The 16,444-nt window shown below is 36.8% G+C and carries 9 protein-coding genes; 5 read left to right on the plus strand and 4 right to left on the minus strand.

The window, feature by feature from the left end; translation table 11 throughout:
* Nucleotides 1–97: 97 nt before the first annotated feature.
* The 4 genes from A2290_08330 to A2290_08345 form a co-directional block, all read right to left on the minus strand.
* A complete protein-coding gene (locus A2290_08330; GenBank protein ID OGC14332.1) occupies nt 98–1,240 on the minus strand; it encodes a 1-deoxy-D-xylulose-5-phosphate reductoisomerase in 1,143 nt (380 codons plus the stop codon).
* Nucleotides 1,241–1,350: 110 nt separating this feature from the next.
* Nucleotides 1,351–2,604 (minus strand): hypothetical protein, encoded by a 1,254-nt coding sequence (locus tag A2290_08335; GenBank protein ID OGC14333.1) that lies wholly within the window; start codon nt 2,602–2,604, stop codon nt 1,351–1,353.
* A 94-nt stretch (nt 2,605–2,698) separates the two neighbouring features.
* Nucleotides 2,699–4,300 carry a hypothetical protein gene (locus A2290_08340; GenBank protein OGC14334.1) on the minus strand — a complete coding sequence of 534 codons (1,602 nt, stop codon included), beginning with the start codon at nt 4,298–4,300 and terminating at the stop codon, nt 2,699–2,701.
* Between the two features lie 84 nt (nt 4,301–4,384).
* Nucleotides 4,385–7,915, minus strand: coding sequence for a hypothetical protein (locus tag A2290_08345; GenBank protein ID OGC14335.1), 3,531 nt, complete (start codon nt 7,913–7,915; stop codon nt 4,385–4,387).
* Between the two features lie 260 nt (nt 7,916–8,175).
* Between A2290_08345 and A2290_08350 the strand changes: the two genes are divergently transcribed.
* From A2290_08350 to A2290_08370, 5 genes are all read left to right on the plus strand, one after another.
* Nucleotides 8,176–9,501, plus strand: a complete 1,326-nt coding sequence (locus A2290_08350; protein ID OGC14336.1) for an adenosylmethionine--8-amino-7-oxononanoate transaminase — start codon at nt 8,176–8,178, stop codon at nt 9,499–9,501.
* Nucleotides 9,502–9,531: 30 nt separating this feature from the next.
* On the plus strand, nt 9,532–9,945 hold the full coding sequence (locus A2290_08355) for a hypothetical protein (protein ID OGC14337.1): 414 nt from the start codon (nt 9,532–9,534) through the stop codon (nt 9,943–9,945).
* A gap of 108 nt (nt 9,946–10,053) precedes the next feature.
* A complete protein-coding gene (locus tag A2290_08360) occupies nt 10,054–10,803 on the plus strand; it encodes a hypothetical protein (protein OGC14338.1) in 750 nt (249 codons plus the stop codon).
* A gap of 52 nt (nt 10,804–10,855) precedes the next feature.
* Nucleotides 10,856–14,770 carry a hypothetical protein gene (locus tag A2290_08365; protein OGC14339.1) on the plus strand — a complete coding sequence of 1,305 codons (3,915 nt, stop codon included), beginning with the start codon at nt 10,856–10,858 and terminating at the stop codon, nt 14,768–14,770.
* Nucleotides 14,767–15,750, plus strand: coding sequence for a hypothetical protein (locus A2290_08370; protein ID OGC14340.1), 984 nt, complete (start codon nt 14,767–14,769; stop codon nt 15,748–15,750). Before A2290_08365 ends, A2290_08370 begins: the two co-directional genes overlap by 4 nt.
* Nucleotides 15,751–16,444 lie beyond the last annotated feature (694 nt).

A 16,444-nucleotide genomic window follows, 5' to 3' on the forward strand; every position in this document is an offset into this window, starting at 1 on the left:
GAGAAAGCCTTGAAATTATGTATGGTTCGACAAAGCCTGCCCTGAGCTCAGCTGAAGGGTTCACCACGACACAATCGCAAAAAAGTGAATAATCGGGTTAAGGGGTTAATAATTCTCTTGTCTTCTTATCAGCCTCTATTATCTCTTCGAGAGAAGGTTTTTCTATTAGCTTATGTGCTTCCATTGCCTTTTTTATCTTTATGGGAATATCAAGAAAAGTAATTTTATTTTTTAAAAACATATTAACAGCAACTTCATTTGCAGCATTAACAACCGCAGGCATCGTTCCCCCTTTCATTCCAGCTTCATAGGCAAATTTTAAACATTGAAATTTCTCCATGTCAACATTTTCAAAAGTTAAAGATTTTATTTTATAAACATCTAAAACGTTCCATCTATTAACTTTTCTCTCCATTCCAAATAAAGCCAACTGAATGGGGATACGCATGTCAGGAGCTCCTAATTGAGCTTTAACAGATCCATCTACAAATTCAACCATAGAGTGAATCACACTTTGCGGATGGACAACTGTTTCTATCTTGTTGTAATCTAATCCAAATAAATGATGGGCTTCAATAACTTCAAATCCTTTGTTCATTAATGTAGCAGAATCAACCGTAATCTTAGGGCCCATTTTCCATGTAGGATGGCCTAACGCCTCTTTTACCGTAACCTTGGCCATTTTTTCAGGCGAAGCCTTTAAAAAAGGCCCTCCCGAAGCCGTTAGTATGATCTTTTTTATGTTCTCTATCTTTTCCCCCATAAGACATTGAGCAATAGCTGAATGCTCAGAGTCGATCGGGAAGATGTTGACCCCCGAATTTTTAACCTCTTCCATAAAAATATCTCCGGCCGCAACTAAAATCTCTTTTGTAGCCAGGGCAATATTTTTTTTCAACTTAACAGCGCCAATTACAGCTTTCAAAGATAATGCCCCAGGAATTGCGGCTACAACAAGATTGACCGCTTTATGGGTCGCAACCTCCAATAATCCCTCTTCTCCTGTTACTATTTTTACGTTTTGCCCTGAAAGGGCTGCTTCAACTTTACTTTTAACTTCATCAGAAGCAACAGAGACAAGAAGTGGTTTAAATGTTTTTATCTGGGAAATAATTTCTTCTATTTCGTTTTTAGCCGCGATTGAAACAACGCTAAAAAAACTCGGAAAAGCAGAAACAACTTCAAGCGTTTGTTTCCCAATGCTCCCCGTTGAACCAAGTATTGCTATATTTTTTTTCATATTTATTTATCTTTTACTATTTTAACATTTTTTACAAAAAGCTCATAGGTATTGAATGAATAAAAACTTGAAAACGATGACCCCCGAGTTCCTAATCGGGGTGAAAAAGACTATGAAAACCGCCCCATTTCCTCAAAATCATACATTTTTTGCAGCAAAAAAGATTCAGTTAAAGAGGAATTAAACTGATATAAAACAGATAAGTTTCCAAATACATCTGCTTTTGCATAACAAAGTCCCTGAAATTCAAAACTCGATGATGATGAAGGAACAAAATAACCATTATTTCTGACTGCAGCGCCAGCAGAAATTACCGGCAAAATTCTAAATATTGTTTTCCCTCCATGGTATGAATATCTATCTTTTAATTCATCAGAAGAAAGTAAAGCAACAACTCTTCTCTCGTAAAAATCCAGTAAAAAAGACTTTCTTAAAAAAGGATTGGAATGAGATTCATCGTTTGTTATAAAATCTATACCGCTAGGCAACAAAGCTTCTATATCTCTTTTAATCCTAAAAGCTTCTCTTGACAATAAAAAAGTATTAGGTGGATCATAACTGTTTGGAAAAATGTTTTTATTAAACAAGTGTACTGACAAATTAGATCTTCCTGGATGGGAAGAACCATATTTTTCTAATGCATCCTTCGAAAAAACATCCTTTTTTAAACGCCCATGAGTAGATATAAGCGGGGCAACAAATCCCGCCTCATCAAGTTTAAGAGCAAGATCACCAAAATCGGCAGAGAAAGATTTATCCCTCCATAAAAAAGGGTCGCCAAAATCATGTAGTCTCAAAATTTTTTCAGAATTAAATTTTCCAGAATTAAGTGAAGAAAAAACAGAATAACCAGAAGTTAGTTGAGCCAAAGCCTTTAAAAACAAAGGATAAGGCATATGAATAACTTTTTTGCTGTCATCTTGTTTTTTTCTAGGGGCACACATCAAACAATCATGGTAACATCCCCTTGAAATCTCCAATACGCTAATTGACTCTCTATTGTTAAAAAAACTTCGAAACACAGAAAATGCTTTTGGATCTTTTTCCGGCGTATAAGGATCAATATACAAATCCAACTTTGGATCACTTACCTGCGGAAGCTCTTTTGTTATCGAATCTATATCAGAAACCTGCGGGCATTCTGCGTTCAAAATGCTGGAAGTTTCTAAAAGACATCTTACCCCTTCCTGCGTTAAAATACTTAGGTGTCCTGCTAAACACTGATACCCCCTCGCAAAAGGTAAGATTCTCTCAAGTTCTACTCCTGCAATTTTTCGAGATAATGCTAATAAGTGGGGTTTTATTTTTATCGTCTGTCTTTTGGGCAGAAAATCTACAGATCGCTCGACAACTGCCATATTCATTACATAATCAACTACCTTTCTACATGTTTAAACAGTACAATATATTGGCAACGTCATTATTTTTTTTCTTCAAGTCCTAGCTCTTTAGCAACTCTCATCTTACTTCAATAGTTTGAGATGTATCGGTTCTATCTTTGCCTGAGCCTCCAGAAGCAAAAGTAGTTGTAATCGATTGCCCCACCTGAGCCACTCCTAAGTATTGTACTAAAGCCTTGAGAAATGATTGAAAGCCATCCATTGTATTTGGAACGTCATCAACTAAAACCGGATATACCCCTCTATAAAGCAACATCCTATAAAAAGCTCTTTCCGTAGGCGTAATAGCAACAACTGGAACTTTAGGATAAAAACCAAAAGCCAGATTTGCGCTATGCCCGGACAAAGTATAAGGGACAAAGGCCGTAAATCCTGGCAATCTTTCAGCGTTTTCAATGGCTCCCAAAACAAGAGAAGCTGTATATCTGTCTGCGCTTTGATGCTCAATTAATCCTGTTTCTCCTTCATTGAAGATTGTCCTAAGTTTCCCTCTGAAAAAATTCTCAAATTCTGTATATTCTTCTGCCACAAGAGCATGTTTAACAGCTGTTTGAACCACCAAATTGGGATGGTCTCCTGTAGCTGTCTCTCCTGAAAACATAACCATGCTAACTCTGTCACGAGCTATTCCTGTAAAGATATTATCAGATTCAGCGCGCGTAGGTAAAGGAGATGTTTCCATCTGACCGAGCACATCGGTAGCAAGAATTCCTGGTTTCCCCTGTCTTCTTGCCTCTTCCATTAATCTGGCTTGAAGAAGAGGCAGTTTTTCAGGCCCTCCAATCGCACGAGCATCACCACGAGGAATCATCACCGCAGCAGTAGCGCTAATAACTCCTTTCAGATTGTCTATCATCCCTTTTTCTTCTTCTGGTTTTGCTATTTGAAGCATTTGCGGTTCTGGAGACTCACCTTGAGCTTTCATATACTCATCAATACTTGAAACAACAAGCGGCGAAGTAGTAAAAGAACGGGCTAGATAATGAAACCTGCCATCTCGCAGCCCAAAATCTATATCAGCATAATCTTCTTTAGTTATAGCTATTACCTCCAAACGACATCCGCTGAAATTGATACTTTTATTTCCCTTAAGGTTGCCACCTCTTTCTATTGTACAAACAATCCCTTCACCAGGCAAAACGTCTTCCATTTTTAATGCAATCTTCATATCTTCTATATAAATATGAACAAGATTCCCATTTTTGTGCGCAAGTTTTAAATCATCATAAAGCTTGGAATAACCGGAAGGAACTCGCATAAATAATTTATCTTTTGTACATTCGCCTTCTCCTGGAGAAAGAGTTATTTTTTCTCCCTTTCTCATCTCAAGGCTCCCTTCATAACGTTGGACTCTAAACTCAGGTCCTTTTGTATCCAACATTATTCCTATGGGTCGACAAAGTTCTTCTTCAACTTCCCTAATCATATTTAGCAAGAGAACAACTCCAGCTCTATCTTTATCTGTTAAGACATGGGAAAAGTTTATACGTACAATATTCATCCCATCCATAACTAACCTTCTCAGATGTTCTTTTCCCGCTTCTAACACTCTAGATGGATTTAAAGTACAAACAAAGTGAGTGCGTGGAGCAGATATGGGAAGCCACTTTTTAATCTGGTACGATCTCCCCCCGATGTTAAGCGAAATCGGTGATGTCATATTTTTTTAAGCCTCGCTTTTATTTTTTTTGGCAAAAAATAAAATATATTTTGCCAGTCATTTAGGCCAACTTAAATTTAAGCTTTAAGCGGCTTTTTTGAGCTGTCCCTTTTTTGGTTTTCCTTCAAATTTATTCCCAGCCATCAAAACTTGTATAAGCGGTAATTTTATAGATTTATTAATTCGCTCTATTTCTGCTCGCGCCGCCGCAAGTCTTGCAGATGGAACGCCGTAAGCCGACATACTGATAATATTTAAACCAAGCTCATTTAAAACCCCTATTGAATATGGATCTCCACCATGCTCTCCACAAATCCCTATTTCAAAATCAGGATATACACTTCTTGCCTCCTCAACAAATATTCTTATCAGTCTAACCACATCAGGATCAAGAGAAAGAAAAGGATGTTTCTTGCCATAATTATACATATTATTAGCAGCATATATTTGTAGGAATATTTCTGCGTCATCACGACTCAAGCCCTTAGTCATCTGGGTCAAATCATTTGATCCAACAGAGACAAAACCTTTTGGCCCTAATGCCTTTGCTACCCTTTTTCCATTCAATGCAGCCGCAGGAGTTTCAATCATCACTCCCAACCTATAGTCTACTGCTCTACCTTGTCGTTCTTGGGTAATCTCGGCAGCCGCCGCTTCAACAATTTTTCTGATTATTTCTATCTCTTCAACTTGAGAAACGAGTGGTATTTCTATCTCAACTTTTGGGTTTTTCCCTTCATCAATAAGCCGTCCGGCAGCCCTAAGCATAGCCTTCACTTGTGACTTGTATATTTCAGGAAACACAATCCCCATCCTTGCGGAACGAAACCCAAGCATTGGGTCAGATTCATGGAAGCTCTCAAGCCTTTGGTCAAGTTCTTCTCTTGAAATATTTAAATCTAATGCCAATTGATTTTTGCTCTCTTCTCTCTTAGGAGAAAATTCATGCAAAGGAGCGTCTAGTAATCGACCTGTAACCCCTTCCCCATCATTAATTTTATAAATCTCATAAAAGTCATTCTCTTGATTTCTTTCCAACATTTGTAAAATCGGCTTTAAATCGTCCATCAACCTCGCTTTTCTTGCATGTGAACCAGCATCCTTTCCACTGATTTTTATATATTCAAGATATTTTAAAAACATTAAACGAACATTATGCAATTGATCTCTATCTAAAAACATATGTTCGGTACGTACAAGCCCTACCCCTCTAGCTCCAAAATTATAAGCATCTTGAGCTTTATCAAGTTCGGTGTTTGCTCTTATTTTTAAACGCCTAATGTTATCTGCTAAAGCAAGCAGTTGTCCAGCCTCGCTACTTAACTCCTTAGGTTTAATAGTTTTAATCTTTCCCAAAATGACGTCTCCTGTTGTTCCGTTAATACTAAGTTCTGTCCCCTTATCATAAATCTTACCCTTAATTTTAATGCCAAGTATTCTCCCGTCTTCCTCTATAAACTCCATGTCTTTAAACGAAACAACACAAGGGACTCCCCACATTGTCGTCATAATAACGGCATGACAAACCTTGCTTCCTGTTTGAGTTAAAACACCGTCAGAAACTCTCATTCCCGGGACATCATCCTGCATCGTCATAGGTCTAACCAATATATAATGTTTTCTTTTATCATCAGGCATTCCATTTTGTTCTGCGATCTTTGCTGCAAGCTCCAATGGATCAAATATTATTTCTCCATACGCCGCCCCCATAGTACCGGCAGTCCCTTTTCCCAATAACCTTCCATCGCTTACAGCTTTTTTTAATTCGCCCAAATCAAACTTAGGAGCTAATAATTCCTTAAATTTCTCAGGCTCAACACGCATCAATGCCTCTTCCGCAGAAATCTTTCCTTCATTGTATAAATCCATAGCAATTTTAACGGATGCTTCCCCTGAACGCTTACCATTACGAGTTTGCAAAAGAAAAAGTTTAGGATTGCCTTGTTCATCCTGTTCAATAGTAAACTCAACATCCTGCATATCCACTGCATCCTCTTCTAACTTATTGGCACAGGCTATTAACTCATTATAAATCTTGTTAAGTTTTGTCCTGCTATCATTTAAAACTCTCAAAACTTCAGCCATCTCTTCACTTTGAAAGCTGAGCACCACTGTTAGATTTTTAAGCGCCTTTTCCCTATCGCTTATATCTTTTATATTGTTTTTTATAATACTAGAATACTCTTCTTTTTCTTCTTCGGAAAAACTCAAAGATTTCTTCAATCCTTCCTCTGTAAGTTCTTTTGTATTAATAACTCCATTTTTATCTATAATATTTGATGCTCTTAATCTATTAAGAATAATTTTAGCCTTTTTTCTTAGCAAAGAATTTTCTGAAAAGTTACTTTCCGTAACATATCCATCTCTTAATGCTTCCAATGAAAGCGCGTCCCTAACGCCTGAAACAACTTGCTCTCCTTGAGCATTAAACAAAACACTTCCAGAGATAACTTTTTCGCCTGTATCTTTATCTCTGGTAAACAAGACACCAGTGCCAGAAAAAATCCCTTTATTACCAAAAACCATTTCAACAGAATTCACAGCAGTTCCAAGATAATCGGGAATCCCCATCTCGTTTCTTGCATATTTCGCTCTCGGAATATCCCATGAATCAAAAACAGTTTCAGTAGCCAGATAAAATTGTTCTCTATAATCTGCAGGGAGTACTTTCTCTGCTTTTTGATAAAATCCTTCAAAAGTTTCCGCCAAGCCACACAAATCTTCATATGTCATCTCAGCATCATCAGAGTAACCTTTTTGTTTTTTTAGTCTCTCTTTCGCATTTTCAAAGTAATCTATTTCAGCCACATTGCTTCCTGCCGCTTTAGCCTGTTTATTAAGAATAGAAGTAATTTCATATACAACATTCCCAAATTGCGCTAAAAGAGTACAATAAGAATCCATCCAAAAACGAGCTTTTGCTGTATCCCCTGATGCCAATGCCTTTGCCACAAGTTTTTCAAGAAGATCTTTTGTTAAGCCTATATTTAGTATGGTTTCCATCATCCCTGGCATTGAATCTCTCGCACCTGATCTGCAGGAAACAAATAGAGGGTTATCTACATCACCAAATTTTTTCCCTGTTCTTCTCTCCATTTCAGCCAGCTTTTCATCAATAACCTTTTTTTGTGCTTCAGTTAATTTTTTCCTCTTAACGCCATCCACCTCAACAACCTCAAGTTTTGAGCACATCCACGCAGGAAGCGTAAATGCTTCAGGGACAGGAATCCTCAGCCTTGAGGTCATCTTATATAATCCATATCCCTTTCCGCCAAGCAAAGTTTTTAATTGTATTTCTGATAAGCCCTTTAAGTGGGGATGTTCCTTTCCTTTTTCAAAGAAAAAGGAAAGCTCTCCTGTTTCAAAAGCTTTTTGAAGGCGTTCAGCCGCAAGGGCAGCCATTTTTTCTTGGTAAAGAATTATTCGTCCATAACTCGGGTCTACTAATGTCCCTATCCCAGATTCAAGGCCTATTGCCTCTTTAATTTTATTATAGGTATACCCTGCCTTATAAAAAATCATGTTATTACTTGCAATTGCCCAATTATGAATAACACTCCTTGATTTTTCATATTTCTTTGTTTCTTGTTTCATGTGCAATGCTTGTGCTGCCATTTTTTAATCTCCCCTTTCTTTAATTATAAAAACATTAAACCACAAAAATCCTTTGCGCGCCCTCCCCAAAAAAGAAAAAACATAAAATTTAAAAAATTTTCAATTTTCTCTTTCCATGAAAAATTTTATTAAGGTCTCCTCGTCACTAATTTTAAGAAATTTCACATGAATTTTGAGCATGTCCGAAATCCTCCTAAAATAGATGATTCCCCACCTTATAAAAATGTCAAAAAAGATCTGCGCGATGTTATAATAGAAAAATGGAGAGGCTACAAAACAAAGACAAACAATACATTTGGCACCCTTTCACTCAAATGGAAGATTGGAAAGAAAATAGCCAGCTTGTAATAGAAGAAGGAGACGGGATTTATCTATACGATACAGACGGAAATAAATACATAGACGGAATATCATCTCTTTGGGTCACTGTCCACGGGCATAATAATAAAAATATAAATGATGCAATAAAAAAACAATTAGACAAAGTCTCCCATTCAACACTTTTGGGACTGGCAAATGTCCCGTCAATTAAACTTGCTGAAAAACTTATTAAAATAACACCCAAAGGTCTAAACAAGGTCTTTTATTCAGATAATGGCTCAACAGCTGTCGAAATAGCTTTAAAAATGGCGTTTCAGTATTGGCAGCAAAATAAAAGGGATCAAGGGATCAAGGTTTCGAGGTTTCGAGGAGGGAAAACAAAATTCATAACTTTGAAGAATGCTTACCATGGAGATACTGTTGGGTCGGTGTCGGTTGGAGGAATAGAACTTTTTCATGAAATTTATAAGCCTCTTCTCTTTAATGCTTTTCAAGTTTCAATAGATTTAAAAGAGATAGAAAAAATCATGAAAACGCATCATAAAGAGATTGCAGCAATGATTGTTGAGCCGTTAATTCAAGGGGCAGCTGGGATGTTGCTGCAACCGAAAGGTTTTCTGGCAGGGGTCAGAAAGCTTTGTACAAAATATGATATCATCCTTATCTGTGATGAAGTTGCAACAGGGTTTGGGAGGACGGGAAAGATGTTTGCCTGTGAACATGAAAAAGTCTCTCCTGATATTATGTGCATCGCAAAAGGGTTGACCGGCGGATATCTCCCCATTGCGGCAACTTTGACAACTGACAAAATTTACAACGCGTTTTTGGGCCCCTTTGAAAGTAAGAAGACATTTTTTCACGGCCATACATATACGGGAAATCCTTTAGGCTGTGCCGCGGCTATCGCCAACCTTGAAATATTTGAAAAAGAAAAGACACTCCAAAAGCTTCAAGGCAAAATAGCATTTATGAAAAAATATCTTCAAAAATTCTGGAAACTTAAACATGTCGGAGATATAAGGCAGTGCGGTTTTATGGTGGGAATTGAACTTTTTGCAGATAAAAAAACTAAAAAGCCGTTTCCTTACAAAGAGAGAATCGGGCATCGAGTAATTTTAGAAGCGAGAAGACTGGGAGCAATCCTCCGTCCGCTTGGAGATGTGATAGTTCTTATGCCGCCGCTTGGGATTACATTAAAAGAACTAAAGAAATTGCTTGATATAACCTATGAATCCATTGATAGTGTTTTACAAAAAGATATATAATATCCTTATCTTTTAGAAAAGAGAAGAAATATGAGCAATTTAAAATTTCTAAATAAATTAGCCGGACAAAAATTAAAAGAAATATCCTTAATAAAAGAATTTTTTGATGATAAAACAAAACCGATGAATGTAGCTCTCCTGCTTAAATTCAAAGAATTTAATTGTTTAATTTACGCCATCTCCAATGATGACACTATACTTGTTAAACTTAAAAAAAACTTAAAATGGATTAAAAAAACAGGTAAATATAAAGCTTTTGACATCAGTAATTCCAAGTTTTGGAAAGATTGTATTGGCAGGCACGTTGTGTGGGCTTGGCAATTAATTAATCATCAAGGGTACGAAGACGGCCTCCAGTTTTATCTCAGTAACGACTTAAACAAACAGGAGATAATAAGGCAAATAGTTGTCAAAGCCTCTCAATTGTATTTTTATAAGGTATAATTAGCATATGAAACTTATACAAAACAAAAAAAAGAATTATCAGCACAAAGAATTAGCAGATGGAAGGCGGTATGCTATGCCGCAAATATCAACAAATGGGCCCCGATTGTGATAATCGGGGTGAATAAATTCTTAAAAAAAATACACATAATTATAATCATTGGCATCATTGCTGGCTTAACAATCTCAAACATCACATTTGGCCGAGAAGTTCTTCCTAACTTAAAAACTAGCGGAAAAAACATCGAGGACTTTATCCCGAAAGGCTGGGTAGTTGAGGATAAAGCCTATGGCGATCTAAATAATGATACACTCAAAGATTGGGCTTTAGTAATACAGGATACAAACAAAAAAAACTATACAACAAATAACAATCTGGAACATTCAATAAACGCAAACCCACGGATTCTTATAATTCTTTTCAACGACCCTGTGAAGAATATATTTGTTAGTGCGGAAAAAAACTATGCTTCTATTATTAAACATAATAATTTTACAATAGATGATCCTTTTGATGAAGTTTCAATCTTATCTAATGGGATCCTAAAAATTGATTTTCATTTTTTAGGTGGTGGTTCATCAAGATTAAATCAATCCTTTAAGTTTTGTTATCAAAATAAAAGATTTGAGCTAATCGGAATTGACAAACAAATTATAGAAAGTGGCAGTGGTGATATTACAAATTACAGCTTCAACTTTATAACTTACAAAATGAAGTTAACCAAAGGGAACATTTCAAGGGACAAACCAGATTCCATAGAATGGAAAAAGTTTAAAGTAAAAGAAAAAATGACTCTTGATTTGATCTTAGACCCTTTTTCGTCCAAGTTATGGGATAAAATCATTATCCAGCCATAAACCTCAGCATGTATTACTGAAATTTTTCTTAAAAATCTCAGAATATCTCTATATGGTGGGAATAACTTACCAAAAATATACAGCGCAAAATCCAAGGAATGAAAGCGCCAGATTTTCCTTTCATTTTTATTCCCAGAGGATTTCAAGTTTTATGAGAGTGTTTGAAAACATTCTTATGCCAAAGCTATATAAGCAATTACAGGATAATCCTGGAAGTTTTGATTGCGACAATTTATCCAGGCTTGTAAGACAGTTAAATATCTTAACGGAGTTACAGGAACTAACACTGGACAACATATCCGCACTTGACCTTAGAGATACTTTTTGTTCTCCGTCAAATCAGGAATCCACGCCAACCGAAGAAGCCATGTTTAGAATAAAATATCTTGCATCAAAATTAGGGCATAGCATAAAACGTCATGGAGATTATCGCACAAGCGAACCTATGGGCCTTAGCTTCGCATATGATAATCAGGATTATCTGGTTTTAGGGACCAGAAACGAAGTAGAAGAAGGGATAAAAGCTGGGACATTACGCTATCAAAGATTGGGGCGACCATTATTTTATCTAGAACTTTCCACCCCGCAAACAGTTACATCTCCCACAGACAGCCTTAAAACAAGCAATGCTCTATTAATATTAAAAACTGATGATTCAGAAACGACTCTATCCAAAGTAAGGATAAAAGCACGAAGAATGATTATGCCATCCAGATTTCATTTTGTCCCGCCGCACACGCTGGAAAAAAGAATTAAGGCTTTGATTTTAGATGGTGAATATTCTTCTGCAGCGCTCTTAATTTTCGGAGCTTTTTCTAATTTTAGAAAATCTGAAGAATTAATCGACTCCCTACATATAAAGTTTTTAAAAGGATACCTTTGTGAAACAAGCGAGCCAAATTGCGTGGCAAAATACCTTTGCTGGGTTGCAAAACAAAGAGGAGCTAAAGAAGCATTGGAAATTATCAGAGGAACATCCCTTGCGACAGATAGCAAAGAAGTTTTATGCGGCGGATTTTCTGATCCCAAAAAAGCAGGAGTAATCCTTTTTAAAATAGCCCTTATGCAACCTAAGCTGGCAAACAAACTGTGCGAAGACGCAATGCAGGAAATAAATCCCGGCATAATTAAAAATGCTCTTGATTTCTTGCATAACTCCCGCCCCTCTTTATTTAAAAGCTCGGTAGAATATCAGGAAGATCCACGCTCAATATTTAAAAACAGGGGGAGGCTTTTGGGCCCAACTATCCCGGTTAAAAAAAGAGGTTTATCCATATCCGCAGATACGATAGACACCATTTTTTCTAATCCGGCAAATCATGTGGCTTCCGTCTCAAATCCAGAAAAACATGAACCCCGATTTCCCAATCGTGGTGAAATAGAACTTTATCGTGAAAGGGGATGGGAAACAGAATATGCCATTTTGGAAAAAGCAGATGTTACTAAGGCATTAGTGCAAGATTTAACAGTAAAAGGAGATTATGAGTCCGCCTGCGGGCTTTTATTTGAAGAAGAAAGATCTATCGAAGAGATAGCGGAAATCTTAAACATTCAGGCTCTCCTCCCTGCCCAGATTATGGGAATTTTAGGGTGTCTGCCTAAGGAAAGCTTACAAAAGTTATTGGCTGTTGCAATTGAATATGGGAAAGGAAAATTATTACACGGAGAATTACGAGATCCTTTCCTTCTAGGTTTGCTATTTGCCTTGGCAAAACTTGATACAACAAGTTTATCTTCTCTTCTTAATGAAATGATCCAACACGAGGATCCCCAATCTCTTGGTGTGTACCCTCAAAGAGAGGCCGCCTACATCATCTTACAGGAAGGGATGGATCCTTTAAAAGAGAGTCACACAAGATACCTTTCAGCATTGGAACAGTTATGTTCAATGCGTGAAGAATATGCTACGCCAATAGATTTTATCCTTTATCAGCAACTACTGCCGGATGATAAAAAACCGGCTACCCCTTACGCTCAGGCCGATTTTTATTTAAGGTTAATTCAGGCAGAAGATCAGCCGCAAGTTATAAGGTTGCAAGCTACGGTTAGATTAGTACAATTAGGAAAGATAAAAGGTGATATTGAAAAAATATTACCCAGAAAAGAGTTTGTCCTCCTCTTAAGAGAAGTAATTTCAGCAAAACATCCTCTCATAAGTTACCACAATTTAGAAGCTCTAATGAGTAGCATAGATTATGACTGCGGAGAAGAATTAGCTATACAATTAAAAGCAATCCAAAATACAGACATACAACTCAAGCGCTTCGCCGAGTATCTGCGCTTTATCAATATAGGGATAAGATTAATGCGCTCCACATCAAATGAGGAGAAAGAAGAGGGATTGTCAATGCTTCTGCAACTAAGAGACAAGCGGCAGGCCAATCTTTTTGTCTCTGATCAAGGCTTACATACACACAAGAGTGAAAAAATCCGCGAGGCATTCGCATCCGCAATTCCATCCCTTTATGGTAAAGAGACCGCTACAAAGTTATTGGAGGAGATGCGCAAAGACAAAAGTGACAAGGTAAAAACAGCAAGAAATTTTGCAATAATACAGCTTCTCAAAAAGAGTAAAGAGAGAGCCAAATTAAGAAGGCTTGTCGACTCTCCCGATAAAGATATAAGTTCTGCTGCGGGGGAGGCGTTGTTTGATATATATCAAGAAGAAGAGAGCAGGCCAGGACTAACAGATTTGGCAACAGCACAAAATCTTTCTGATGCGCTGCGAATAAAATCGGGGGGGAGATTATGTGCTATAGATCTTGAGACTCAAGCCTTCTCCTCACTTGAAGAGATGGAAGTAGACAGATTTATGCCTGAATCTCTCAGAAAAAATCTTGCACTATTCAACAAGTTAAGAAAAGAATTTTTACATCTTACGCAAGAAACATCACAAACAGAAATCGACGCTGTTATAGATGAAGTTGTAGATTTAATAATTGCAGAGAAAAGGGAGCAAGGGGATCATAAAAAACTTTTTCAAATAATAAAAGAGTACGACTTCTCGCCAAAAATCAACCAAAAGATTGCAGTTGCCTGGCGAGAAATACTTTGTGAAAAAAATGCAGCCGAAGCAAAAAAAACATTAGAGCAGGCTGCTCCACAATGGCCAAGCAACAACAACATTCCAGAATGCATTAGACAAGAAGCCCAAAGATATATAAAAACGCTCAAAAGATCAGCACAGATTGAAACGCAAGGGGAAAGAGATTCTACTCCATACAAAGAAAAGCTTATCGCAATTTCAGATCCAGAATTTACAAACTTCATGATTGAGTTACATGCTGCAGAAGAGATTTCTAGCATATCAAACTTAGAAAATTTAGCGAAAAAAACCAGAGAGCATCCTGAATGGGAAAACAGAGTAAGGATGGCGCAAGTGAAAATAGCTATTGAAAAAAAAGATATTGCCGAATTAATAAGGCTTGCCTCCTTTAAAAGACCCGATTTTGATCTTCCGCAATTTAGACCCGCATATCTAACCGCAGCGGAAAATGGAGCTATAGACTTAATTAGGCAATCTGAAGATGAAGAAGAGCTGCTTATTCTGCGAGATACACCGGTTTTGTACAAACCAGATAGTATCACCCAGGAAATAAACCAAAGCCTTGCTGAAATAGCCGTTAAAAAAAGCGAGAAAAGCAAGCTAATTAAGTCCATTGTCATCCCTTATCCTGAAATGTCAGAGAGAACAAGAGAACATATAGCAAAAGCGCTAATATCTATTTATGAAGAAGAAGAAAACATCCCTGAACTAACAACAATATCCTTTTCTACCCTCTTTAATCAAGGAATAAGAGATAAAGCCCTTGATGCTATTGAAAGGGTATTGATTATGCAGCGCGAAGTTATAAAATTAAGAGATATGTCAATGGTTAAAGGTAGAAGACAAGAAAGTGTCAAGCAAGCATATCAAAAAGCTATTGAGCTTCTTCGAAAAGATTTTGTAACAACGGAGCAATCATGAAGCCAACCTGTTCTGTTAAATTATTGAAAGTAAGGCTGCCGCGCACAAGTAGAATAAAAAATCAGGCACTACCGAACCCTACACTAAAACCCTTATCAAAAACTCTTGCGAGAAAGACTAATTTCGATGATTTAAAACTTTCAGTTGACAGATGGGGACTAAAAGCAAGCAATCCCAATCATGATAAAAAGGCAAGAGTTCCTAATTCTTTAACTACAGGGTGGAGACTTAACGGTTTTGCAGGTGAATTATCTTTTAAGAAAGGATCAACACCTGACGAAATATATAGCTCCCTAAAAGCTCTGACAACAAAACCTACCTACCTATTGCACTGGGATGGGATTGAAGCAGAAACAGTATCAGGAGAAAAGCTCTCTTTCCCTGTCTCATGGCAGAATCTATCAAACGAATTAATCCCAATAAAGAAACCTGATTTTTTTTATAACTTATCAGAAAAAATGCAAAATAATCAAGAGATCTTATTTAGCAAGTTATTTTCTTGGGAACACATAGTACAGACATTAGATTCGTTAAGTAACTTTATCGGGGGTGTTTGTGGAATAACAGCATGCCTAGGATCTATTGTATATGGCTTCATGTTTCATCCTGCTGTTGGCATAACGGCGCTTGGATTATCTTGGGTAACAGGTTTAAGCGGATATTTTATTGGCTATTGGTGCTCTTCTCTAATATTACAGGGGGGGATTGGACCATTGCTTATTTTAATAAAAACAACAGTCGGAGCTTTAATTGCCGGAGGATGGCTATTAACAAAATATATTTCAGAAATAATTTCTTTTATAGTTGAGTTAACAACAGTCCTAACTCATGAGTTTAATTTTGATCGAAATTTTTCTCTCCTGCTTAAAAAAGGCAACGATTTCCCTTTAACCAAAAGTGAAGAAAAACAATACACACAAATTGAACGCCAAGCCGGTATACAAGAACAGATGGCTATAATAAAAAGAAAACAACTCTAAAAAATCATATTTGCTCTTTAGCAAATTGCTTGGGACTTTTTTTCTCCTTGCTTATTTATATGAGTTGAAGGCCTTTTACATTTTTAGTTAAATAATAGTGTCAAGAATGTTATGTCAATTCAAATTATGTCATTTTTGTAAAAACAGGAATCCATATTTTTTTATTCATCTTGGATTCTGACTTTTGTCAGAATGACAATTTACACAACTATTTATACACCAACGGTTAACCCCGATTATTTATAGACGAACAGAATTATATCAGAGTGTTGGAACTTTTCCCAGGTATGAACCCCGATTTCCTAATCGGGGTGAATAATCGGGGTTAAATTCCCTAAGATCATACTTATATAAACAATGATATAATTAACCCCGATTACTCATACCTCGAATCAATGTTTGACAATTTGTTGGTTATTGATTCTAGCGTGAACCTCGATTATGATAATCGGGGTGAATAATCGGGGTTAATCTATCGGAGGTGAACCAAATGGTTGAAGAAAAAAAGTTGTCCGCGGATAAATTTTTAAGCCAGTTAAATGACTTTGAAGAGACTGTACAGGAACTTGCAAAAAACATAGCCATACTTAAAAAAAACCTTACGGAAAAGAAAGAAAAGTACGGTCAGGATATCAGCAGTTGGCCGGGAAAATAGCCTTCCTGACTTTCTCCTAGCAAAAAGCATTTTTCAATA

Source organism: candidate division WOR-1 bacterium RIFOXYB2_FULL_36_35 (assembly GCA_001771505.1).
GTDB lineage: Bacteria > Margulisbacteria > WOR-1 > XYC2-FULL-46-14 > XYC2-FULL-37-10 > XYB2-FULL-36-35.